The sequence below is a fragment of the Azospirillum sp. genome, assembly GCF_050789165.1.
Genome location: NZ_JBOZRT010000039.1, coordinates 77,974 through 99,929, shown reverse-complemented (window position 1 = coordinate 99,929; position 21,956 = coordinate 77,974). Strand labels below are relative to the sequence as shown.

The 21,956-nt window shown below is 69.9% G+C and carries 19 protein-coding genes; 12 read left to right on the top strand and 7 right to left on the bottom strand.

Annotated elements, in window-relative coordinates; genetic code table 11:
• Positions 1 to 10: 10 nt before the first annotated feature.
• Positions 11 to 2,146, bottom strand: a complete 2,136-nt coding sequence (locus ACRWK7_RS09065; protein ID WP_431855884.1) for a bacteriohemerythrin — start codon at positions 2,144 to 2,146, stop codon at positions 11 to 13.
• Positions 2,147 to 2,369: 223 nt separating this feature from the next.
• Positions 2,370 to 3,122 (bottom strand): PhoH family protein, encoded by a 753-nt coding sequence (locus ACRWK7_RS09060; protein ID WP_431855883.1) that lies wholly within the window; start codon positions 3,120 to 3,122, stop codon positions 2,370 to 2,372.
• Positions 3,123 to 3,851: 729 nt separating this feature from the next.
• Here ACRWK7_RS09060 and minC point away from each other — a divergent pair.
• From minC to ACRWK7_RS09030, 6 genes are all read left to right on the top strand, one after another.
• Complete coding sequence (gene minC, locus ACRWK7_RS09055) at positions 3,852 to 4,586, top strand: septum site-determining protein MinC (protein WP_431855882.1); 735 nt, start codon at positions 3,852 to 3,854, stop codon at positions 4,584 to 4,586.
• 31 nt (positions 4,587 to 4,617) lie between these two features.
• Positions 4,618 to 5,433, top strand: a complete 816-nt coding sequence (gene minD / locus ACRWK7_RS09050; RefSeq protein WP_431855881.1) for a septum site-determining protein MinD — start codon at positions 4,618 to 4,620, stop codon at positions 5,431 to 5,433.
• The gene (gene minE, locus ACRWK7_RS09045) at positions 5,430 to 5,828 is read left to right on the top strand and encodes a cell division topological specificity factor MinE (RefSeq protein ID WP_431855880.1); all 399 of its coding nucleotides are present in this window, start codon (positions 5,430 to 5,432) and stop codon (positions 5,826 to 5,828) included. The genes minD and minE overlap by 4 nt, the downstream gene beginning before the upstream one ends.
• A 165-nt stretch (positions 5,829 to 5,993) precedes the next feature.
• Entirely contained in the window at positions 5,994 to 7,361 is a 1,368-nt protein-coding gene (locus ACRWK7_RS09040; protein ID WP_431855879.1) for a CRTAC1 family protein, read from the top strand.
• 164 nt (positions 7,362 to 7,525) lie between these two features.
• The gene (locus tag ACRWK7_RS09035) at positions 7,526 to 8,050 is read left to right on the top strand and encodes a PAS domain-containing protein (protein ID WP_431855878.1); all 525 of its coding nucleotides are present in this window, start codon (positions 7,526 to 7,528) and stop codon (positions 8,048 to 8,050) included.
• Positions 8,025 to 9,350 carry a methyl-accepting chemotaxis protein gene (locus tag ACRWK7_RS09030; protein ID WP_431855877.1) on the top strand — a complete coding sequence of 442 codons (1,326 nt, stop codon included), beginning with the start codon at positions 8,025 to 8,027 and terminating at the stop codon, positions 9,348 to 9,350. Before ACRWK7_RS09035 ends, ACRWK7_RS09030 begins: the two co-directional genes overlap by 26 nt.
• A gap of 81 nt (positions 9,351 to 9,431) precedes the next feature.
• Here the strand turns inward: ACRWK7_RS09030 and ACRWK7_RS09025 are convergent, their stop codons facing one another.
• On the bottom strand, positions 9,432 to 9,611 hold the full coding sequence (locus tag ACRWK7_RS09025; protein ID WP_431855876.1) for a hypothetical protein: 180 nt from the start codon (positions 9,609 to 9,611) through the stop codon (positions 9,432 to 9,434).
• A 451-nt stretch (positions 9,612 to 10,062) separates the two neighbouring features.
• Between ACRWK7_RS09025 and ACRWK7_RS09020 the strand changes: the two genes are divergently transcribed.
• From ACRWK7_RS09020 to ACRWK7_RS09010, 3 genes are all read left to right on the top strand, one after another.
• Positions 10,063 to 11,106 carry a methyl-accepting chemotaxis protein gene (locus ACRWK7_RS09020; protein WP_431855875.1) on the top strand — a complete coding sequence of 348 codons (1,044 nt, stop codon included), beginning with the start codon at positions 10,063 to 10,065 and terminating at the stop codon, positions 11,104 to 11,106.
• Positions 11,107 to 11,175: 69 nt separating this feature from the next.
• Positions 11,176 to 12,174, top strand: a complete 999-nt coding sequence (dgcA, locus tag ACRWK7_RS09015; protein ID WP_431855874.1) for an N-acetyl-D-Glu racemase DgcA — start codon at positions 11,176 to 11,178, stop codon at positions 12,172 to 12,174.
• Positions 12,171 to 12,491 carry a cupin gene (locus ACRWK7_RS09010; RefSeq protein ID WP_431855873.1) on the top strand — a complete coding sequence of 107 codons (321 nt, stop codon included), beginning with the start codon at positions 12,171 to 12,173 and terminating at the stop codon, positions 12,489 to 12,491. The genes dgcA and ACRWK7_RS09010 overlap by 4 nt, the downstream gene beginning before the upstream one ends.
• A gap of 3 nt (positions 12,492 to 12,494) precedes the next feature.
• Here the strand turns inward: ACRWK7_RS09010 and ACRWK7_RS09005 are convergent, their stop codons facing one another.
• A complete protein-coding gene (locus ACRWK7_RS09005) occupies positions 12,495 to 14,129 on the bottom strand; it encodes a hypothetical protein (protein ID WP_431855872.1) in 1,635 nt (544 codons plus the stop codon).
• A 223-nt stretch (positions 14,130 to 14,352) separates the two neighbouring features.
• Here ACRWK7_RS09005 and ACRWK7_RS09000 point away from each other — a divergent pair, with 223 nt between their 5' ends.
• A complete protein-coding gene (locus tag ACRWK7_RS09000) occupies positions 14,353 to 15,822 on the top strand; it encodes a hypothetical protein (RefSeq protein WP_431855871.1) in 1,470 nt (489 codons plus the stop codon).
• Here the strand turns inward: ACRWK7_RS09000 and ACRWK7_RS08995 are convergent.
• Together ACRWK7_RS08995 and ACRWK7_RS08990 are read right to left on the bottom strand one after the other, a co-directional pair.
• Positions 15,788 to 17,413, bottom strand: coding sequence for a sensor histidine kinase (locus ACRWK7_RS08995; RefSeq protein ID WP_431855870.1), 1,626 nt, complete (start codon positions 17,411 to 17,413; stop codon positions 15,788 to 15,790). The genes ACRWK7_RS09000 and ACRWK7_RS08995 overlap by 35 nt on opposite strands.
• A gap of 12 nt (positions 17,414 to 17,425) precedes the next feature.
• Positions 17,426 to 18,220 carry a substrate-binding periplasmic protein gene (locus ACRWK7_RS08990; RefSeq protein ID WP_431855869.1) on the bottom strand — a complete coding sequence of 265 codons (795 nt, stop codon included), beginning with the start codon at positions 18,218 to 18,220 and terminating at the stop codon, positions 17,426 to 17,428.
• A gap of 304 nt (positions 18,221 to 18,524) precedes the next feature.
• Between ACRWK7_RS08990 and ACRWK7_RS08985 the strand changes: the two genes are divergently transcribed.
• Positions 18,525 to 21,074, top strand: a complete 2,550-nt coding sequence (locus ACRWK7_RS08985) for an EAL domain-containing protein (protein ID WP_431855898.1) — start codon at positions 18,525 to 18,527, stop codon at positions 21,072 to 21,074.
• Here ACRWK7_RS08985 and ACRWK7_RS08980 read toward each other — a convergent pair whose 3' ends face one another.
• Positions 21,075 to 21,476, bottom strand: a complete 402-nt coding sequence (locus tag ACRWK7_RS08980) for a hypothetical protein (RefSeq protein ID WP_431855868.1) — start codon at positions 21,474 to 21,476, stop codon at positions 21,075 to 21,077.
• 128 nt (positions 21,477 to 21,604) lie between these two features.
• On the opposite strand from ACRWK7_RS08980, the gene ACRWK7_RS08975 reads away from it, so the two are divergent.
• Complete coding sequence (locus ACRWK7_RS08975) at positions 21,605 to 21,952, top strand: RidA family protein (protein ID WP_431855867.1); 348 nt, start codon at positions 21,605 to 21,607, stop codon at positions 21,950 to 21,952.
• The last annotated feature ends 4 nt before the right edge of the window (positions 21,953 to 21,956 follow it).

Here is a 21,956-nt window from a genome sequence, read left to right as displayed (position 1 = left end):
GGGGAGCCCCTTACGCGGCCTTCGCCGTCCGGCGCTCCAGGTGGTCGGCGAAGCGCTTGTCGTGCTGCTGGATGTGCTCCACCAGCCAGTCGCGCACCAGTCGCAGCAGTTCGTCGCCGGCGGTGGAAGCGCCGGACTTGATGCGCTGGCCGAGGTCGGCGGCGCGGGCCTTCAACGCCTCGTGCTGGGCGTGGTGCTCGGCCAGGGCGGGGTAGGCGGAGTCCCGCATCATCTGCTCCTCGTGGCCGAAATGCAGGGCGGTGTAGGCGATCAACTGCTCCACCACCTCGCCGACCACGGCGGCCGAGCGGCCCTTGCGGACGTTGTCGTGCACGCGGTTGATGAGGCCGACCAGGATCATGTGGTCGTTGTCGATGTCGTCGTTGCCCATGACCAGCTCCTTCGACCAGGGCATGTACAGCTCGTGCCCCGACGCGGCGAACAGGTCGCCGATGCCGGCGGCGTTCACCGCCTCGACGCTGATCAGGAAGCTGTCCACCACCGACTTCAGCGAGTCCGCCTGCGTGGTCAGGCTCTGCGCCGCGGTCAGCACGGTCTTGGCGGCGTTCTCGGTCTCCAGCGCGGAGTCCGAGACGTGGCTGATGTTGGCCGAGACCTGCTCGGTGCCCATCGCCGCCTCGCTGGCGGAGCGGGCGATCTCGCCGGTGGCGGCGCCCTGCTGCTGCACCGCCGTGGCGATGGAGGTGCCGATCTGGTCGCTCTGTCCGATGATCGCGGTGATCTCGCGGATGGCGGTCACCGCGTGGTCGGTGGCCTGCTGCACGCCGGTGATCTGCTGGGCGATCTCCTCGGTGGCGTGCGCCGTCTGGTTGGCGAGGTTCTTCACCTCGCCGGCGACCACCGCGAAGCCCTTGCCCGCTTCGCCCGCGCGGGCGGCTTCGATCGTGGCGTTGAGCGCCAGCAGGTTGGTCTGGCTGGCGATCGAGGTGATGAGGTCGGCCACCTCGCCGATGCGGCGGGCGGCTTCGCCCAGGTTGGCGATCTGTGCGTTGGCGCGTTCCGACGCCTGCACCGCCTGGGCGGAGATCCGCGCGTTGACCGCGACCTGACCGCTGATCTCGGAGATCGAACTGGACAGTTCCTCGGCCGCCGCGGCCACGGTCTGCACGTTGGCGGTCGCCTGCTGCGAGGCACCGGCCACCGACGCGGCCTGCTGCATGTTGCGGTCGGCGGTGCTCGACAGGCTCCCGGCGGTGTTCTCCAGCCCCTCCACCGCCTGGGTGACGGCGGCGATCATGCTGGTGACGGTGGCGTCGAAATGGTCGGTCAGCCGTTCCAGAGCGCGGGCGCGCTGCTCGGTGACGCGGTGCTCCACCTGCTGCCGCTCCCAGTGCTCCTTCAGCGCCACCTGGTGGCCGCGGAACACCTCCACCGCGCGCGCCATGACGCCCAGCTCGTCGCCGCGGCCCTGGCCGGGCACCTCGAAGTCGGTGTCGCCATCGACGAGGCGCTGCATGATGGCGGTGGTGGCGCGCACCGGCTGCACGATGCCCCGGCTGATCAGCAGGCCGACCGACACGCCCAACGCCGTCACCAGCAGCCCCAGCCCGCCCAGGCGCAGCGCCGCCGCCCAGAAAGCCGCCTCGACGTCGTCGACGTAGATGCCCGAGCCGACCACCCAGCCCCAGGGCTGGAAGCCCTTGACGTAGGTCAGCTTGGGCACCGGGGCCGAGGAGCCCGGCTTCGGCCACAGGTAATCGACGAAGCCGGCTCCGTCGCGCCGCACGGTGTCGGCGAAGGCGATGAACAGCTTCTTGCCGTTGGGGTCGGCGTTCTGCGACTGGTCCTGGCCGTCCAGCTCCGGCTTGATGGGGTGCATGACCATGCGCGCGTTGAGGTCGCTGACGAAGAAGTACTCGTCGCCGGCGTAGCGCATGGCGCGCAGCGCGTCCTTGGCGGCCGCCTGCGCCTGTTCGACCGTGACGGCGCCTTTGCGCGCCTGCGCCTCGTGGTGGGCGATCATGGTGTGGGCCGTCTCGACGACGCTGCGCGTCTTGTCTTGGCGGTCCTTCATCATCTCGGCCTTGAGGCTGAACAGGCTCAGCGCCAGCACGAGCACCAGCCCCACCGCCGAGACGGTCAGGATGACGGAAATCTTCGCCTTGATGCTGATGCGCTCGAACATCACCGCGCTCCCCCCAAGATTGCGGATGCCGCCGATAAACGGCAATTCCATTAAAATTTTTGCAATCTTTATGGCAGAGCGCAAACAGTTGGGAAAGCGGCAACCTGTCGCAGCGGTGGAGCGACGCGGGTGGTATGACCACGTTACGGTGGCGTATGGTTCGAAAGTGTCCATGCCCCCTCTCCCTTGCCGAAGAGAGCGGGGAGAGGGGGCTGGGCTCTGCCTACAGCACGGTCAGCATGCTGGCCACCAGCGGGTGGCGGACGATGTCGGTCTCGCTCAGGCGGACCACGGCGATGCCCTCCACCGCCTCAAGGCGCCGCGCGATGTCCGCGAGGCCGGAGAGGTTGTCGAGCAGGTCGGTCTGGTCCGGGTCGCCGGTCAGCACCATGGTCGAGTGCCAGCCCAGGCGCGTCAGCAGCATCTTGATCTGCGCGTAGGTGCAGTTCTGCGCCTCGTCGATCACCACGAAGGCGTTGTTCAGGGTGCGGCCGCGCATGAAGCCGACGGGAGCGATCTCGATAGTGCCGTCCTGCATCAGTTGGCGCAGCCGCTTGCCGCCCAACCGGTCGGACAGCGCGTCGTAGAGCGGGCGCAGGAAGGGCGCCATCTTCTCGTGCATGTCGCCGGGCAGGTAGCCGATGCTCTCCCCCGCCTCGATGGCCGGGCGGGACAGCACGATGCGGTCGACCTTGCCGCCTTCCAGGGCTTCGACGGCGGAGGAGATGGCCAAGTAGGTCTTGCCGGTGCCGGCCGGGCCGAGCGCCACCACGAGGTTGTGCTCCTGGATGGCGTCCAGCAGCGCCTTCTGGTTGGGGCTCTGCGGCTTGACCTTGCGCAGGTAGCTCTGGTCGCGGCGGTCCTCCCCGGTCATCGACCCGGCCAGCGGATCCCAGGCGCCGTTGGGGAACAGCGGGTGGATCTTCGCTTCGGACACCTGCGCGGCGGCGCTGCCTTTGGTCTGTCGCTTGGCCATATCGCTCTCCTCACGTCAGGGGGATGGGCGGTTCGCGCCGGGCACAAAAAAACCTCCCGCAAGGGAGGTCACGGTAACGCGCGCGTTCGTGATGATGCGTGCCCGACGCCGGCTTGCCGCTGCGAGGTTGACGCCCGGACCGCCGAGGCCGCAAGCAGCCGCGAAGATCGGAGGGGGCGTCGAGGGCAAAGATCGCTGCAAGCCAGTTTCCTCGTCCGGAAGTGTGCCTCGCATGACGAACCATACCCCAGGGGAACGGACGTTGTCAGCCGAGGTTGCGGCCTACGTAAAAATTTCATACAAGATGTTGTGGATAGGACTCAGGTGCGGCGTGTTGCCGCTGGGGGTGCCCGGCGGCGCGGACGGCGTGCCCCGGCCGGCGATTCCCGGCCCTTTCCGCGCAAAATCGCGGCGGATCTTGCCGCAGGAAACGCTTTACCCACAATATCGGGTTAAGTTACTATACTTTGTGGTGAGGAGCATCCTCAGCCCAACACATTGGCGCCTCTGACGGATTGCCTGGCCTGGGAAGGCGGGCGGCCCGTCCGATGGGGCCTATGCCGTGTGTGCAGGGCTGATGGTTGTCACTCCTTTCCGGCACGGTGGCACTTGAACCGGGCCGGCGCGCATCGCTAGAAGGGGGCTGGCTCGCCGGCCGCCCGCACGGCGCGCGTGGTTTTGGCGGTTTTTCGGGCGACTTGGAACGGCAGGGCGGTCAGGATGGTGGCGGTGAGCAGCGCCGGTCAGGTGAGCGAACGGGACGCGCCGTTCCAGTTGCGGGGCAACTCCTTCACCATGATGGTGCTGAAGGTGCTCGACCCGGTGTCGGCGAACTTCTTCCCGGCGCTGGCCGGCAAGGTGCGCCAGGCCCCAAACTTCTTCCGCCACGCGCCGATCGTGCTGGACTTCGACGAACTGTCGGACGCGGTGGCGTTCGACGTCGCCGCCTTCATCGCCAGGGTGCGCGAGCAGTACCTGCTGCCCATCGGCTTCCACGGCGGCCCGGCCGCGGTGCAGGAGCAGTCGCTGGCCTGCGGGCTGGTGCCGATGCCGACGGGGCGCGCCGCGAAGCTGGAGCTGGCCCGCCCGGTGGACAGCTCGGGCCAGCCGGTGGCGCCGCCGCCGGAGCCGTTGTTCCGCCCCGCCATGGTGGTCACCGAGCCGGTGCGCTCCGGCACGCAGCTCTACGCGCAGGGCACCGACCTGATCATCACCGCGTCGGTCAGCCACGGCGCCGAGGTGCTGGCGGACGGCAACATCCACGTCTACGGCGCGCTGCGCGGGCGTGCGCTGGCCGGCATCTCGGGCGACAACGGCGCCCGCATCTTCTGCCAGAGCCTGGAGGCCGAGGTGGTGTCCATCGCCGGCCTCTACCGCGTCAGCGAGGACCTGGATCCGTCGCTTCTCAAGAAGGCCGTGCAGATCCGACTGGACGACGGCTTTCTGCACATCGCACTGCTGTGATTTGAAACTCTAGCTTCGTAGGAGAGGCTCGTTGGGCAAGATCATCGTCATGACTTCCGGCAAGGGCGGCGTCGGCAAGACGACGTCGTCAGCCGCTTTCGCGACCGGACTCGCCTTGCGCGGCTTCAAGACGGTCGTCATCGATTTCGACGTCGGCCTGCGCAATCTCGACCTGGTGATGGGCTGCGAACGCCGCGTGGTGTTCGACTTCATCAACGTCATCAACGGCGAGGCGAAGCTCAACCAGGCGCTCATCAAGGACAAGCGGGTCGACAACCTGTTCATCCTCCCCACCTCGCAGACGCGCGACAAGGACGCGCTGACCAAGGAGGGGGTTGAGCGCATCCTGAACGAGCTGTGCAAGGAGTTCGACTACATCGTCTGCGACAGCCCGGCCGGCATCGAGCGCGGCGCGCTGATGTCGCTGTACTTCGCCGACCACGCTGTCATCGTCACCAACCCCGAGGTCTCCTCGGTGCGCGACAGCGACCGCATCCTGGGCGTGCTGAACTCCAAGTCCCGCCGCGCCGAGCAGGGCCAGGAGCCGGTCACCCAGCAGCTCCTCCTCACCCGCTACGATCCGGAGCGCGTCGAGAAGGGCGAGATGCTGAAGGTCGACGACGTGCTGGAGATCCTGGCGATCCCGCTCCTGGGCGTGATCCCCGAGAGCCAGGCGGTGCTGCGCGCCTCCAACATCGGCATGCCGGTGATCCTCGACGAGAACTCCAACGCCGGGCAGGCCTATCTGGACGCCGTCGGCCGTTTCCTGGGCGAGGACGTGGAGCACCGTTTCACCACCGTGCAGAAGAAGGGGCTGTTCAGCCGCCTCCTGCGGAGGACTGCATGAGCATCTTCAGCTTCTTCCGGTCCGCCCCCAAGACCTCGGCCGTCCAGGCCAAGGAGCGCCTGCAGATCGTCATGGCGCACGAGCGGGTCGGGCGGTCCGGGCCGGATTACCTGCCGATGCTCCAGCAGGAGCTGCTGGCGGTGATCGCCAAGTACGTGGACATCGACACCAACAAGGTTGAGGTGAAGCTCGACCGCGGCGGCGACTGCTCGACGCTGGAGGTCAACATCGAGCTGCCGGGCCGCGACCAGATCAAGGCGCCGTCGGCAGCCAAGGACTCCGCCCCGTCCAAGCCGGCCAACGGCCTGGGCAAGGACGAGGACGACGAGAAGGCCACGCCGATCAAGTCGGCGGCCAGCGTGCTCACCAACGGCGGCGTGTCGAAGCGCCGCTGATCCGCTTTCTTCCCCCTGTACCGTCGTGGCCGGGCTCGTCCCGGCCATGACGGTATGAGGGCGTCGCACTTCACCGCTTTCCACCGCCGCCTACGCTTCCGTCCGGGTTTACGCCCGGCCCGTCCGGGGGTATTCCTCAGATAAACACGAGGAGGGGATGGGCCGATGTTCGTGGATTGCTCGGACCAGATCGCCGGCAATGAGCCGCGCCTGTCGAACGGCGTCGCAGTGGCCGACGTGGATGGCGACGGCGCGTTCGAGGTCTTCGTCGCCGGCTACGGCACCGCCAACCTCGTGCTCAAGTGGGACGGGAAGACCCTCTCCGACATCGCCGACCCGGTGCTCGCCGACCCGTCGCGCAAGGCGGTGGGCGTCGCCGCCGCCGACATGGACGGCGACGGGCGCGAGGAGATCTACGTCCTCAACGCCGACTGCGGCGGCCAGCAGGACGAGACCTGCGACCGGCTGTTCGCCTGTTTCGGCAAGCGCTGGCTCGACCTGCTGAGCCAGTCGGAGAACGCGTCCGCCGCCAACCGGTTGCCCGGCCGCTCGGTCGCCGCCATCGACCGCGAGGGGCGCGGGCGCTACGGCTTCGTCATCGCCACCGAGGGGGCGCCGTTGCGCCTCTACGAGCTGAGCCGACGCGGCCGGCTGATCGACACGGCGGAGGAGGCGGGCATCGACCTCATCGGCATCGGTCGCGGCCTGCTCGCCGCCCCGCTGCTCGGTGACCGCATGGACATCGTCGCGGTCAACGAGGCCGGTCCCAACTTCCTGTTCCGCAACCTCGGTGACGGCACCTTTGAAGAAATTGCGGGCGAGCGCGGCATCGCCGACTCGCGCAACGCGGCGCGCGGGGTGGCGGTGCTCGACGCCGGCGGCGGCGGGCTGCTCGACCTGCTGGTCGGCAACTGGGAGGGGCCGCACCGGCTCTACCAGCAACGGGCCGGCGGCGGTTTCGTCGATGCGGCGAACGGCGACCTGTCGCTCCCCTCGCGGGTGCGCACGGTGATCGCCGCCGATTTCGACAACGACGGCTACCAGGAGCTGTTCTTCAACAATTTCGGCGAGCCCAACCGGCTGTTCGCCTGGCGCGACGACGCCTGGACCGAGGTGGACCTGGGCGACGCGGCGGAGCCCAAGGGCTTCGGCACCGGCGCTGCGGTGGCCGACCTGGACGGCGACGGGCGCCTCGAACTCATCATCGCGCATGGCGAGGCGGAGGCGCAACCGCTGTCCTTCTACCGCACGCTGCCCAACGCCAACCACTGGCTGCGCGTGCAACCGCTCACCCCCTACGGCGCGCCGGCGCGCGGCGCGCTGATCACCTGCACCGCGCGCGGCCGGCGGCAGACGCGCGTGGTCTGCGCCGGGTCCGGCTATCTCTGCCAGATGGAGCCGGTGGCGCATTTCGGGCTGGGCAGCGCCGACGCGGTGGAGCGGGTGGAGGTGCGCTGGCCCAGCGGCATGGCGGCCATCATCGAGAACCCGCCGGTCGACCGCGTCCTCACCGTGCCGCACCCGCCCGAGTGATTGTGATATTTCAGTTCGGTCATAAATTTTAATCTTTTTTCGACCGCTGGCCCCACTTATTGTGCCCTAGGCCGTGCATTTCCTTTGGAAAAGGCAGCCTGGAGAGATGTTGATTTTGAAACAATGAGTCCCAGGCAACGACCGCGGGACCATCGAGGCATCGCATGGCACGACGCGACGTCCCCCTGACCGGGGTGGAGCGGTTCTTCGAGCCTGACGAGGTGATCGTCAGCAAGACGGACCTGAAGGGGCGCATCACCTACGCCAACCGCGTGTTCCAGCGCGTGGCCGGTTACGGCGAGGAGGAACTCCTCGGCCAGCCGCACTCCATCGTGCGCCATCCGGACATGCCGCGCTGCGTCTTCAAGCTGCTGTGGGACACGCTGGGCGCCGGGCAGGAGATCTTCGCCTACGTCATCAACCGGGCGCGCAACGGCGACCATTACTGGGTCTTCGCGCACGTCACCCCCAGCTACGACGAGTCCGGGCGTGTCATCGGCTATCACTCCAGCCGCCGGGTTCCGGAGCGTTCCGCCATCGAGAAGGTGGTGCCGCTCTACCGCACGCTGCTGGAGATCGAGGACAGGCAGGCCGACCGCAAGCAGGGGATGGAGGCGGCGTTCGCCGCCGTCGTGGCGCTCCTGACGGAGAAGGGGATCGGGTATGACGAATTCGTCTTCTCTCTCTAGGGCGTCGGGGCTGGCGCTGCTGGCCGGCGCGCTGCTGGCGGCGGGCGTGGCGGCCGATCTGGCCGACCTGGGTGGGGCCAACCTGGGTGGAGCGGGGCTGCGGTTGGCGCTGGGCGGCCTGGCGTTGGCGGCTCTGGCCGGTGTGGTGCTGAGCCTGAACCGCGCTGCGCGCGCGGTGCGTGAGGCCGGTGCGGTGTGCCGCTCCGTCGCCCGCGGCGACTTCGAGGCGCGCGTCGTCCACATCCGCGAGGGCGGCGACCTGGGCGAGCTGTTCCACGAGCTGAACGATCTGATCGATCGCACCGACGCCTTCGTGCGCGAGGCGGCGGCGTCGATGAGCCACGTCTCCGCCAACAAGTACTTCCGCCGCATCGTGCTGAAGGGCATGCAGGGCAGCTTCCTGCGTGCCAGCCGCACCATCAACGGCGCCACCGACGCCATGGCGCAGAAGGTCAAGGGCTTCGCCGGAGTGACCGAGCGCTTCGAGGGCCACATCCGACAGGTCTGCGCCGAGGTGGCGAGCACCGCCCACCAGCTGGAGATGTCGGCCCGCACCATGGAGACCGATGCGCAGACCGCCACCGGCAAGGCGTCCTCGGTGGCCGCGGCGGCGGCGCAGACGGGCTCCAGCGTCGGTGGCGTGGCGGCTGCCACCGAGGAGCTGTCGACCTCCATCGGCGAGATCGCCCGTCAGGTCGGGCAGGTCGCCAGCGTCGCCGCAGCAGCGGCCGGCGAAGCGGAGCGCACCAACGGCTTGGTCGGCAACCTGTCGGGCGCGGCGCGCACGGTGGGCGACGTGGTGACGCTGATCAACGACATCGCGTCGCAGACCAACCTGCTGGCGCTCAACGCCACGATCGAAGCCGCCCGCGCGGGCGAAGCGGGCAAGGGCTTCGCCGTGGTGGCGAACGAGGTCAAGCGGCTGGCCGACCAGACCGGTAAGGCGACCGGTGAGATCGCCCAGCAGATCGCCGGCATCCAGTCCTCCACGGAGCAGGCGGTGGGTGCGATCATGGGCATCGGCCGCACCATCCAGTCGATCAACAGCATCGCCGGCGGCATCGCCGACGCCATTGAGCACCAGGGCGGCGCCATCCGCGAGATCGTCCACAACATGGAGCACGCGGCCGCCGGCACCCGCGCGGTGTCCGACGACATCCGCGAGGTCACCGATGCCGCGACGCGGACCAGCGGCGCCGCGCACGAGGTGTTCTCCGCCTCGGAACAGATGACCGCCCAGGCCGACCGCCTGACCCGCGAGGTGCAGGTCTTCCTGGACGAGATCCACAAGGTGGCGTGAGGGCGCGGACGTCGGGCCGCACTTGAAAGAAAACGGGCCGCCCCCTGCGGGGCGGCCCGTCGTGCATGGTGCGAGCGGTCTTCAGCCGCGGATGCTGCCCGGAGTGGAAACGGGCGGCTTGGCGACCGTGTCGGTGGACGGCGCCTGCGGAAGGCTGACGGTCTTGTGGGACGGCCCGCAGTCGGCAACGGCGATCCCCGCCGTCAGCAGAACCGCAACGCCGAACGCCGCAGCGATGACCGGCTTGGCTCCATGAGACATTGGATCACCTCCTTTCCGTTGGTTGAACCGATGGTTCAAGGGTGGCACATCCGCGCGCCGCATGACACTGCGCTGATGGTATAGCCGCGACGGTGCATCCAGCGTCCGCTGCATGGCTACGGGTCGATGCCCATGATTTGGGCGGCCGGCGGTGTCAGCCGGTAAGTTCAGACACGAAACCACAACCGGCGCGCAATGTGATTGCGCGGTGTGGTGTTGTGGGGGCGGCCGCGGCATCGTTTTGGCTGCGCCGTGCGCCTGCGGTGCGCGACCTGCCAATGTTTATGGCAAACCTCTCCGCGATAACTATCAATTTTATTATGGTTATCTTTGTGGCGAATGTTTCAATCTGATAATTATCAAGTATTTGTGTGACAACGTCTGCCGCCCGCCCGCCCTGGCACGGGATTTGATTTGCACTGCACAAACGGTTCCGGGAGAGGGAAAACTTATGAGCGCTGCAGGCAACCCGCTGTTCGACCTGTCCCGCGACGTGCTCGACGTCGCCTCGCGCAAGGTCACGCTGATCGAGGACATCACCCGGCGCACCAAGATGCTGGCCATGAACGCACTGATCGAGGCCGCGCGGGCCGGCGAGGCGGGCCGCGGCTTCGCCGTCGTCGCCAACGAGGTGTCGGAGATCTCCAAGCAGGTCAACGTCGTCACCCGCGACCTGCGCTCGGAGATCGTGGCGCGCGTCGATCACCTGATGAACGCCGGCACCGACATGGTGCGCGAAATGAAGGGCAAGCGGCTCGCCGACCTGTCGCTCAACATGATCGAGATCATCGACCGCAACCTGTACGAACGTTCGTGCGACGTGCGCTGGTGGGCGACCGACAGCGCGGTGGTCAGCTGCGCCGCCGACCCGACCGAAGCGGCGAGGCGGCACGCCTCGCACCGGCTCGGCGTCATCCTGGAATCCTACACCGTCTATCTCGACCTCTGGATCTGCAACAAGGCGGGCGAGGTGATCGCCACCGGCCGGCCGAACATGTACCCCGGCGCCATCGGCGCGCTGGTGACCGACGAGCCGTGGTTCCGCCAGGCGCTGGCCACCCGCGACGGCGGCGAGTTCACGGTGGGCGACGTCGGCCGCAACCGCCGGCTCGACGACCGCGTGGTCGCCACCTACGCCACCGCCATCCGCCGCGGCGGCGAGGCGGGCGGCGAACCGATCGGCGTGCTGGGCATCTTCTTCGACTGGGAGCCGCAGGCCCGCGCCGTCGTCGAGGGTGTGCGGCTTGAGGAGGGCGAGCGCGAGCACAGCCGCTGCCTGCTGGTGGACGCCCGGCACCGGGTGATCGCATCGTCCGACGGACGGGGGCTGCTGTCCGAGGTGGTGCCGCTGCGCACCGAGGGGGGCACCATGGGCCACTACCTGGAGCCCGACGGCCGCCACGTCGCCTTCGCGCTCACTCCCGGCTACGAGACCTACCGCGGGCTGGGCTGGTACGGGGTGATCGTGCAGGGCAAGGGCGCCGGCCTCTCCTGACACGGCGATCTTGATCCGGGGGGTGGGGCGGGTATCTTTCGCTGAACCGTACCGCCGCGAAGGCCCGCCATGCCCCCGACCCGCCGCCTGCTCGTCCGCCGCGAGAGCTTCCCGATCCGCGGTGCCTTCCGGATCTCCCGGGGCTCGAAGACCGCCGCCGAGGTGGTGGTCGCCGAGGTCCGGGACGAGGACGGCTTCGCCGGTCGCGGCGAATGCGTGCCCTACGCCCGCTACGGCGAGAGCGTGGACGCCGTGGTCGGCGAGCTGGAGGCCATGGCCGACCGTGTCGCCGACGGGCTTGGCCGGCTGTCGCTGCGCACCGCCATGAAGCCCGGGGCGGCGCGCAACGCGCTGGACTGTGCGCTGTGGGACCTGGAGGCCAAGCGGACCCGCGTTCCCGCTTGGATCCTCGCCGAGTTGCCGGCCGAGCCCAGGGCGCTCACAACCTGCTTCACGCTGAGCCTGGAGGAGCCGGAGATCATGGCCGCCGCCGCCCGGCAGGCCGCCGCACGGCACGAGTTGCTGAAGATGAAGCTGACCGGCGACGGTGACCTGGAGCGCGTGCACGCGGTGCGCGAGGCGGCGCCCGGGGCGCGGCTGATCGTCGATGCCAACGAGGGCTGGACGCTCGACCACCTTGTCCGCTACGCGCCGGCCTTCGCGACCCTGGGCGTCGAGTTGATCGAGCAGCCGCTGCCGGCCGGCGACGACGAGGCGCTGCGCGGCTATCGCTGCCCGGTGCCGCTGGGCGCCGACGAGTCCTGCCACGGGCTGGCGTCGCTGGAGCGGCTGCGAGGGCTGTACCAGGTCGTCAACATCAAGCTGGACAAGACCGGCGGCCTGACCGAGGCGCTGCTGCTGAAGTCGGCGGCCGAGGCGGCGGGCTTCAAGGTGATGGTCGGCTGCATGGTGGCAACCTCGCTGGCGATGGCGCCGGCGGTGCTGGCCGGGCAGGGGGCGGCGTTCGTCGACCTGGATGGCCCGCTGCTGCTCGCCGAGGACCGCACGCCGGGCCTGCGCTACGACGGTGCCCTGGTCCACCCGCCGGAACCGGAGCTGTGGGGATGAGCGGCAACCTGCTCGACGCGCTGCCAGTCGATTTGCCGGAGGAGCTCTTCACCGTGCTGGCCGAGGCGGACGGCGTGCGGGTGGAGCGGATCGTCTCCAACGGGCAGGCCTCGCCCGAGGGCTTCTGGTACGATCAGGAGTGGGCGGAGCTCGTCCTGCTGGTCGCCGGGGCAGCCGGGCTGGAGATGGAGGGCGAGGCGGTGGGCGTTCTCGTCCCCGGCGACTGGCTGGTCATCCCGGCGCACGCCCGCCACCGGGTCGCCTGGACCGACCCGGACCGGCCGACCGTGTGGCTGGCGGTGCATTACCGGGGGTGACGCTCACCGCCCTTTCCTGCGATAAATCCGCATCCACCCGTTCTCCGACACGTGCAGCAGCTCGTAGCCTTCGGCCAGTTGGTCGAGCGTCAGGTTGGCGCGCTCGGCGGCGGCGCGCTCGGGCGTCAGGCCCCACACCAGCGCGTAGTCCACCTGGATGTCGCTGCGCGTGCCGGCCATCAGGAATTCGTCGGACGGTGGCGCCTCGGGAAAGGCGCCATTGCCGCGCACGTGCAGGTACGGGTCGTTCCAATAGCGGTACTTGACCGGGAAGTTGGGCGTCGACGCCTGGTAGAGGTTCAGGTCCACCACCGGCCGGTCGGCCACGAAACGCGACTGCGGATGGCCGATGAAGTTCATGCGGAAGCTCTCGTGCCGCCCGTCCGGGCTGTGGTTCCAGCCGGTGAAGTCGAGCAGCAGCATGGTGCTGCCCGGCTCCAGGTAGTTTGCCGCCGTCTCGAACTCCGCCACGTAGCGGCTGTGCAGGTGGTTGTAGACCAGGTTGATCGCCAGCAGCCCGGCCGCCGCCACCCCGGCCACAGCGACCGTCGCCCGGCGCAGCGCCGGCCAGTCGGTGGTCGCGGCCAGCCACAGCATGACCAGCAGGTACGGATAGATCTGGATGCGCTGCACCGCCAGCCCGCCGCCGGACGTGTTGTTCGGGATGACGTAGCTGAACAGCGTCACGCCCACGGCGCCCAGCAGCAGCCCGTCTGCCGCCGTCCAACCGCCGCCGCGCCGCCGCCACAACAGCAGCCCCGCCGCGACGAAGGGCAGCAGCGCCAGCGGCGTGGTGAACAGCCCCTCCCACCGCGTGTGCGACAGCAGCGGGTTGCCGTACAGCAGCATCTTGGTGCGGTACCACGGGTCGGGGCCGTAGCCGACCTCCTGCCCGGCGTTGCGCAGCACGAACGCCGCGGTCAGCGCCAGCACCGGCAACAGCGCTGCGGCGCTCGCCAGCACCGGCGGCCACGCCCGCGCCCCCTCGCGCCACAGCCGCCAGACGCCCATCGCGCCCAGCACCAGCACCAGCACGATCACCGACGTGATGTGCGCGAAGTAGGTGCCCACCGCCAGCAGCGCCAGGACGGCGGTGTGCTTCGGCGTCAGGTTGTCGCGGTGGCGCAGCGTGTAGCCCAAGGCCACGAACAGCCACGGCAGGCTGAAGACGAAGTTGTAGAGCCCCAGGTTGAGCGGCCAGGAGAACACGAAGGGCAGGGCGAACCACGACAGCGGCGCGTTCTCCGGCCGCAGCGCGGTGATCGCGTAGCGGAAGGCGAAGGGCAGACCGATGACGTAGCCGGTCAGCAGCGCCTTCTCGGCCGTGTGCGGCTCGAACACCTGAAGCAGGAGCGCCAGGATCGGGTAGATGAACCAGTTCGGCTCGGTCTGCAGGTTCAGCTCGAAATAGCGGGCCAGCACCGGGTGGGCCGTGCCGTCCATCAGCGCGGTCAGCAGGTGCGCCATGGCGATGTGCACGCCGCCGTCGGCGAAGCTGAGGCGCGGGATGCTCCACAGCGCCAGCACCAGCGCCAGGACGGAGCCGTTGAACAGCATCCGCTCACGCGAGCGTGCGATGGCAAGGCCGAGCGCCAACCCGGTCTCCGATGGCAACGAGGCTTCGTTCTGCTGCGCCAATGCCTCTCTCCTCGCTCGGGTGATCCCTGGACGCGCTGCACAACAGCGTTCGGGATCGGCGAGTCTCCTTCGCTCTCCCTCAGGAGGGCGGGAGTCCACGTTCGGAATGCGTCGGGGCGCTTTCGGGGATGCCCGGGGAAACGGTCCGTACCCCCGTCGGGGGATGGGCGCCCCGCGGAAAGGGCGCATGTTGCTGCGTCGCAGCGACGGGGAGCCTTGCCGCATGGCGCACGGGCGCGAACGGGTGTTGACGGAGATCGTGCTGATTGCGGCGTGCGGGCTTCTGCTCGGCTTGCCGGCGCTGTTGCTCAACGGGTTTCCGCTGCTGTTCGACGACAGCCCCGGCTATTTCGAGCCGGCCTTCCACCTGCTGCACCCGCACGCCTCGCCGGCGTGGCTGAGCCCGCCGGAACCGGCCGCGGGCGTGCCGTTCTCGGACAACGTCTTCTTCCTGCGGCCGTTCCCCTACGCGGTCTTCCTGCTGCCGTTCGCCGGTGACTGGGGGATCTGGCTGATCCCGGTGGCGCAGGGCACGCTGGCGGCGCTGGTGATCCGCCGGGCGCTGGAGGCCGCCGGGTTGGCGCCGCGGCCGCTCGCCTTCGCCGGGGTGATCCTGGCGCTGGCGCTGCTGACCAGCCTGCCGGTGCACGCCGGCCATGTCATGCCGGACGTGTTCACCGGCCTGCTGATCCTCGCCGCCGGAGCCACCGTGCTCGGCTGGGCGGAGCGAGGATGGCCCGGGCGGCTGTGGGACGGCGCGCTGCTGGCTTTCCTGACGGCGGTGCACCTCAGCCATGTCGCCATCCTCGCCGGGCTGATCGTGGTGCTGGGCGGGGTGGCGCTGGTGCGGCGGCGGGGTGTCGCGGCGGTGGCGCTCGGGCTTGGGGCGCCGCTGGCGCTGGCGGTGGCGGCGCTGATGACCGCCAATCTGGTGCTGGCCGGGCGGGCGGTGCTGTCGGAAAGCTCACCGGTGTTCCTGCTGGCGCGGCTGATCGGCGACGGGCCGGCGCGCGATTACCTCGCCGAAGCCTGCCCGGAGCGCGGCTACCTGCTGTGCGGCAGGCTCGACGACCTGGGACGCGCGGCGCCGGGCTACCCGGTGTCGGACTATTTCCTCTGGCACCGGCAAGGCGCCCGGCACGCCTTCGGCGATACGCCGCGCTTCCTGGCCGAGGCGTCGGAGATCGTTCGGGAGACGGTGCGGACCCGGCCGCTGGACGTCCTCGGCCATGTCGTCGCAAACGGCGCGCGGCAACTCGCCCGCGCCGGTCTCGATCCGACGCTGAACGCGCCGGTGAAGCCGTGGACGCGGCAGTTCGTCAGCCGCTTCGGTGCTCCGGTGTACCAGGCGTTCCTGGGCTCCCGGCAGTTCCGGCAGGCCCTGCCGCTGGACGCGCTGAACGCGGTGCAGGCGGCGGTGCTGGGCGTCGCCGGGGCGGCGCTGGTCGGGCTGGGGTTGGCGCGCGGCCGGCGGCTCGGCGGGCGGTTGCGCGGGCTGTTCGGCGTGGTGCTGCTGGGGCTCGTGCTGAACGCGGGCGTCGCCGGGGGGCTGTCGGCGGTGCACGACCGCTACCAGAACCGGGTGGTGTGGCTGCTGCCGCTGGCGGCGATGGCGGCGGGCATCGCGATCGCGCGGCGCCTGGACGCCGCGCCGGCCCTCACTCCGGCGGCACGCTGCGCGGAAAGCGGATGACGAAGGTGGTGCCGCGGCCCGGCTCGCTCTCCAGGGCGATGCGGCCTTTCAGGCGCTGGGTCACCAGGTTGAACACGATGTGCAGGCCGAGGCCGGTGCTGCCCCGGCCGCGGGCGGTGGTGAAGAACGGCTCGAACACGCGGTCGCGCAGCCCGGGCGGGACTCCCTTGCCGTCGTCGGCGAAGCGCAGTTCCACCCGATCACCCTCCGCCCGCACCCTCACCGACAGCCGGCCGCCCTGGCCCGGCTCGTAGGCGTGCAGGATCGAGTTCATGGCAAGGTTGGTGAGCAACTGCCCGAAGGCGCCGGGGTAGCCCTCGACCACGACGTCGTCCGGGCAATCGACGGCGACCTCCAGCCTCGCCTTGCGCAGGCTGACCGACAGGCTCTGCATCACCTCGCCGATGTAGGCGGCCAGAGGGAAGGCGCGGTGGTCCTCGCTGGTCTGGTCCACGGCGACCTGCTTGAAGCTGCTGATCAGCCGGGCGGCGCGGTCCAGGTTGGCCTGCACGCTGGCTGTCACCTCGGTGGCGGTGTGCAGGTAGTCGTCGAAATCGGCGCGGCGGATCGGGCCGGCGGCGACGCGCTCCGCCATCGCCTGCGTGCGGTCGGCGAGCAGCGACGACGCCGTCACTGCGACCCCGAGCGGAGAGTTGATCTCGTGCGCCACGCCCGCAACCAGCGAGCCCAGCGCCACCATCTTCTCGGTCTGCACCAGATGGCTCTGCGCGGTGCGCAGGTCGGTGATGGTGCGGTCCAGGCTCTCGACGGCGCGGAAGATGGTGTCCATCTCCACAGTGCCGCCGGGCGGCAGGCGCACGCCGCGCTCGCCGTCGTTGATGGCCGTCAGCGCCCGCGCGGCGCGCTGCACCGGGCGCACGATGTGCCGGCGCGCCAGCCACACCGCCAGCGCCAGCAGCGCGAACACCGCCACGAAGCCGGCCGACAGCACCGCCGACACGCCCTGAGCGGTATCGCGAATCTCGGCGAAGCGGCCGGCGGTGAGCAGCGAGACGTCCACGGACAGCCGGTCGGCGGTGACGTCCAGCACCGCGATGGTCTCCTGCCAGGTCGCCTCCGCCCGCTCGTCGAGCGCCTCCGCCTCATGTCGCAGCGCCGCGGCGGCCTCGGTGCCGATGTCGGCGTGCGCCGCCGCGGCGTCGGCGCGCAAGCGGCCGGCCTCGTCCTGCAACGCGCTGACCCGCCGCAGCACGCCGTAGGCCTCGGTCACCTGCCGGCTGAGCGCCGCATCGACCAGGAAGGACGGGTGGTAGGCCAGCGCCTGCGCCGACAGCAGCGCCTCGCGCCGTTGGCGCGGCTGCTCGGCGTTGACGGTGACGGCGCCGTAGCGCTTGAAGCGCTCCAGGTTCACCGCGGCGCGCTGGCGTTCCAGGATCATCGGGGCGACGCGGTCGTGCGCGTCCTGCGCCGCCGTCTGCATGGCGCGCTGCTGGTGCGCGATGACCAGGAACAGCGCCCCCACCACGGCCAGCATCAGAACGCTGGCCGCCAGGATCAGCGGGCCCAGGCGAATCGGGCGGCGCGTCGGGATCCGGATGGCGGGGAGGGCGTCGGTGGGCGCGTCGGCCAAGGGTCGGGTGCCTCAGTAGACGTCGAAGGGGAAGTAGCGCCGGTTGACCTCCTGGTAGGAGCCGTCGGCGCGGATGGCGGCGATGGCGTTGTCCACCGCGGTCTTCAGGTCGGGTCGGCCCTTGGTCACGACGATGTGCACCGTGCCACCGAGCCCGTCGCCCACCAGCGGCGTGCCGATGGTGGAGAAGGGCTTGCCCTCCTCCGACATCAGGAAGCCGAGGGCGGCCAGCGTCGGCACCAGGGCCAGATCGGCCCGGCGGTCGCGCAGGGCGTCCCAGACGCCGCTCAGGTTCGGCGCCTCGACCAGCGCCGCCAGCGTGCCGGCGATGCGCGCGGCGTAGGCATGCTGGCGCGAGCCGCCGTTCACCGCGACGCGGCGCCCGGCCAGCGCCTGCGGCACCGCCCGGTCAGTTTCCGCCGCCGGGCCGACGAGGCTGGAACTGGAGCGCCAGTAGGGAGCGGAGAACGCCACCCGCGCCTCGCGCTCCGGCGAGCGCAGGAAGTTGCTGAGGCCGACGTCGTACCGGCCGGACGCCACCGCCTCCAGCACGTCCTGGAACGGCACCTCGTCGAACCGGCAGGCGGCGGCCATGGCGCGGCACAGCGCCCGCATGATGTCGACGTTGAAGCCGGTGAGCGCGCCGTCCGGCCCGCGGTGGCTGAAGGGCGGCGCCCCCTCCGCGACCGCGACGCGGATCGTCGGGCCGGCCTGGACCGGCGCCGCCGCGAGCACGACGGCGAGCAGCGCGGCCCACAGGCGCCGCCCCATAGGTCCCAGGCCGATCCGCCCGAGAGTCCGCCGCATGCCCTGGTTTCCTCCAATCGAACCACCAGCTAAGGAAAGCAATCGAGCTTCGTCAATGCGGCGTTCATCGGGATGCGGCCGTTACCGATGGTTGGGGCAGGGAATGGCTTTGCTCTTCCACCGCGTCTCCGCCAAGGGAAGATCGGTACGTTCTGTAAAATCACGCGCAAGCGGATCCCGGCCCTTTGCCTGCATTGTCTTGACGGCACCAAGGACGTGTCGCTAGCACACTGTTAACACAGCTGCGGCTATACTTCGCGGGAGCCGCGCTGTTCGCGGCGAGGAACGATCGGGCGTGTCGGACATGGTGGATGCGGCGGCGGATTCGGTGGGCGACGCGGCGGGCGGGATGCCCGGCCGCAGCGTCGGCGACATCGCGTCGCGCGAGCTGCTGTCGTGCGCGCCGGACACGCCGGTCGGCGACGCCGCGCAACGCATGGCCGAGGCGCACCTCAGCTCCATCCTCGTCGTCGAGGACGGCCGCGCCGTCGGCATCTGGACCGAGCGCGACGCGCTGTCCATCGACTTCTCCAGCCCCGCCGGATTCGAGCGGCCGATCCGCGAGGCGATGGCCAGTCCGGTGCGCACCATCGCGGCGTCGGCCAGCGTGGGCGAGGCCGGCCTGAGCTTCAAGAACGAGCGGGTGCGCCACCTGCTGGTGACAGACGACGCTGGGCGGCCGCTCGGCATGCTCAGCCAGACCGACATCGTGCTGAACCACGGGGTCGAGCAGTACCTGACGCTGCGCGACGTGCGCTCGGTGATGACGCGGGAGGCGACGCTGCTGCCGCCGGGGATCCCTCTGGCCGAGGCGGCGCGGCGGATGCACGCGGCCGGCACCGACGCCGCCATCGTGCTGGAGGACGCCGACCAGGGCGCCGGCATGCTGACCGAGCGCGACCTCGTCCGCCTCGCCGCGGCACGCTGGCACGCTGGCACGGTCGGAGCCGTGGCGAGCCGGCCGTTGGTCTCGGTGAAGGCCAACGCGCCGCTGCTGACCGCGCGCAACCTGTTCGCCAAGCACGGGATCCGCCATCTGGCGGTGCGCGACGAGGGCGGCGGCTTCGTCGGCCTGCTGTCCTTCGCCGACATCCTGACGACGCTGCAATACGAGTACATCGCCCAACTCAACGCCACGCTGCGCGAGCGGGACGAGGCGCTGATGCGCTCGCATCAGGACCTGTTCCTGGCCCGGCAGGTGATCGAGGCGTCGCTGGAGGGCGTCATCATCGTCGAGGCCGGCGGCGTGATCGAGTACGTCAACCCTGCCTTCACCCGCCTGACCGGCTGGTCGGCGGAGGAGGCGCTGGGCCGGAGCCCGAGCATCCTGAAGTCCGGCCTGCACGACGAGGCCTTCTACGACCGGATGTGGCAGGAGCTGACCGACCGCGGCCACTGGCAGGGCGAGATCTGGAACCGCCGCAAGAACGGCGAGCTGTACGCCGAGTGGCTGAGCATCAACACCATCCGCGACGCCGCGGGACGCATCACCAAGTACGCCGCCATCTTCTCGGATATCACCAAGCGCAAGCGCTACGAGGAGGAGGTGAAGAACCTCGCCTACTTCGACAGCCTGACCGGGCTGCCGAACCGCCGGCTGCTGATGGACCGGCTGGGGCAGGCGATCGCCAACGCGCACCGGCACGGCACGCCGCTGGCGGTGATGTTCCTCGACCTCGACCTGTTCAAGCGCATCAACGACACGCTGGGCCACGACGCCGGCGACCGCGTGCTGGCGGAGATGGCCCGCCGCCTGTCCGCCTGCGTCCGCGAGGGCGACACGGTGGCCCGCATCGCCGGCGACGAGTTCGTGCTGGTGCTCTCCGAGCTGGCCGACCCGGCCGAGGCCGCCAAGGTGGCGGAGCGCGCGATCGAGGCCATACAGCGCCCGGTGGAGATCGGCACGCGGCGGGTCAACGTCACCACCAGCGTCGGCATCGCCGTCTACCCGGAGGACGGCGACAGCCCCGAGACGCTGCTCAAGTGCGCCGACCTCGCCATGTACCAGGCCAAGCAGGGCGGGCGGAATGGCTTCCAGGTCTACTCGCCGCAGCTCAACGCGCGCAGCCACGAACTGCTGGTCGCCGAAAGCCGGCTGCGCGCCGCGCTGGAGAACCGGGAGTTCGCGCTGGCCTATCAGGTCAAGGTGGACATGACGTCCGGCCGGATGATCGGCGCCGAGGCGCTGATCCGCTGGAACCACCCGGAGATGGGCGTGCTGCTGCCGGGGGCCTTCCTGCCGACGGCCGAGCGCATGGGCCTGATGCCGGCCATCGGAGAATGGGTGCTGAGCGAGGCGTGCCGGCAGAACCGGGGCTGGCAGGACCGCGGCCTGCCGCCGATCCGCATGTCGGTCAACGTCTCCCCGTGGCAGTTCGCCACCGCCGAGCTGGTGGACGTGGTTGGCCGCGTGCTGGCCGACACCGGGCTGGCGCCGCAGCACCTGGAGATCGAGCTGACCGAGGCGGCGCTGCTCGACCACCCGGCCGAGGTGGCGGACGACGTCGAGCGGCTGCACCGGCTGGGTGTGGCGGTGTCGATCGACGATTTCGGCACCCGCCATTCCTGCATCAGCGCGCTGCGCCGGTTGCCGATCCACGCGCTGAAGATCGACCGCAGCTTCATCGCCGGCCTGCGCGGCACCGCCCAGGACGGCGAGCTGGTGCGCGCCATCATCGGCCTGTGCCACGCGCTGGGCATGCGCGCGGTGGCCGAGGGCGTGGAGACGGTGGAGCAGGTGAAGGTGCTGCAGCAGGCCAATTGCGACGAGATCCAGGGCCATCTGGTCAGCCGCGCCGTGTCGCCCGCGGATTTGGAGACCCTGTTCAACCAGGACCTGCTGCCGGCGGAGTAATCAGTCCTCCGCCTCCCCCTCGCGCTCCGCCGCCGCGGTCTCCTTCTCCACCAGATCCAGGATCCGCCGCAGCGCCGGGCCGCTGAGCGGGCTGTCCATGCTCAGGTCATGCGCCCACTTGCGCAGGTGGCCGATGGTGCGGCGCTTGGCGATGTGGTCGGCGTCGCCGGGGGCCTCGCGCTCGACCCAGGGGCCCTTGTAGAAGCCGCCCTTGAAGTGCCACTGCCGCTTGCCGTCGGCGCGCCACAGCGAGCCGTCGGACAGCTCCATGCAGCGGCCCTCGCTCTTGAAGCCCTCGACGCGGGCGAGGCTCTGCGGGCCCTTCTCGCCGGTGTGGATGGTGACGCGGTCGCCGCGCTTGAACGGGGTTTCCAGGGGTCGGCGTTTGCTGTCGTCGTTCATGGTGTCTTCTCGGATGGAACGGGCCGCAGTGTGGCGCGAAGCGGCGCAAGAAGAAACCCTTGCGCGGACTCGTGCCCGCCGACTACCAAGCCCCGGTCCTTTACACCAGCCCTTTTCAGGAGAAGTCCATGTCGATCCAGCGCTTCCACGGCGGCCCGCGCATGAGCCAGATGGTCGTCCACAACGACACCGTCTATCTCGCCGGCCAGGTCGCCAACACCCCGAGCCCCGACGTCGAGGCGCAGACTCGCGAGATCCTGGGCCAGATCGATGCCCTCCTGGCCGAGGCCGGCACCTCCAAGAGCAAGATCCTCTCGGCCACCATCTATCTGGTCGACATCGCCACCTTCGGCGCCATGAACAAGGCTTGGGAGGCCTGGGTCGAGCCCGGCAACACCCCGGCCCGCGCGACCGTCGAGGCCCGGCTGGCGGCCCCGGAATACCTCGTCGAGATCCAGGTGATTGCCGCCAAGTGAGAGC

Excerpts from the sequence above, each read along its gene's own strand:
- ACRWK7_RS09065 (WP_431855884.1), bottom strand. The coding sequence starts at position 2,146 with ATGTTCGAGCGCATCAGCATCAAGGCGAAGATTTCCGTCATCCTGACC.
- ACRWK7_RS09060 (WP_431855883.1), bottom strand. The coding sequence starts at position 3,122 with ATGGCCAAGCGACAGACCAAAGGCAGCGCCGCCGCGCAGGTGTCCGAA.
- minE (WP_431855880.1), top strand. The coding sequence starts at position 5,430 with ATGAGCATCTTCAGCTTCTTCCGGTCCGCCCCCAAGACCTCGGCCGTC.
- ACRWK7_RS09040 (WP_431855879.1), top strand. The coding sequence starts at position 5,994 with ATGTTCGTGGATTGCTCGGACCAGATCGCCGGCAATGAGCCGCGCCTG.
- ACRWK7_RS09035 (WP_431855878.1), top strand. The coding sequence starts at position 7,526 with ATGGCACGACGCGACGTCCCCCTGACCGGGGTGGAGCGGTTCTTCGAG.
- ACRWK7_RS09030 (WP_431855877.1), top strand. The coding sequence starts at position 8,025 with ATGACGAATTCGTCTTCTCTCTCTAGGGCGTCGGGGCTGGCGCTGCTG.
- ACRWK7_RS09025 (WP_431855876.1), bottom strand. The coding sequence starts at position 9,611 with ATGTCTCATGGAGCCAAGCCGGTCATCGCTGCGGCGTTCGGCGTTGCG.
- ACRWK7_RS09020 (WP_431855875.1), top strand. The coding sequence starts at position 10,063 with ATGAGCGCTGCAGGCAACCCGCTGTTCGACCTGTCCCGCGACGTGCTC.
- dgcA (WP_431855874.1), top strand. The coding sequence starts at position 11,176 with ATGCCCCCGACCCGCCGCCTGCTCGTCCGCCGCGAGAGCTTCCCGATC.
- ACRWK7_RS09010 (WP_431855873.1), top strand. The coding sequence starts at position 12,171 with ATGAGCGGCAACCTGCTCGACGCGCTGCCAGTCGATTTGCCGGAGGAG.
- ACRWK7_RS09000 (WP_431855871.1), top strand. The coding sequence starts at position 14,353 with ATGGCGCACGGGCGCGAACGGGTGTTGACGGAGATCGTGCTGATTGCG.
- ACRWK7_RS08990 (WP_431855869.1), bottom strand. The coding sequence starts at position 18,220 with ATGCGGCGGACTCTCGGGCGGATCGGCCTGGGACCTATGGGGCGGCGC.
- ACRWK7_RS08985 (WP_431855898.1), top strand. The coding sequence starts at position 18,525 with ATGGTGGATGCGGCGGCGGATTCGGTGGGCGACGCGGCGGGCGGGATG.
- ACRWK7_RS08980 (WP_431855868.1), bottom strand. The coding sequence starts at position 21,476 with ATGAACGACGACAGCAAACGCCGACCCCTGGAAACCCCGTTCAAGCGC.
- ACRWK7_RS08975 (WP_431855867.1), top strand. The coding sequence starts at position 21,605 with ATGTCGATCCAGCGCTTCCACGGCGGCCCGCGCATGAGCCAGATGGTC.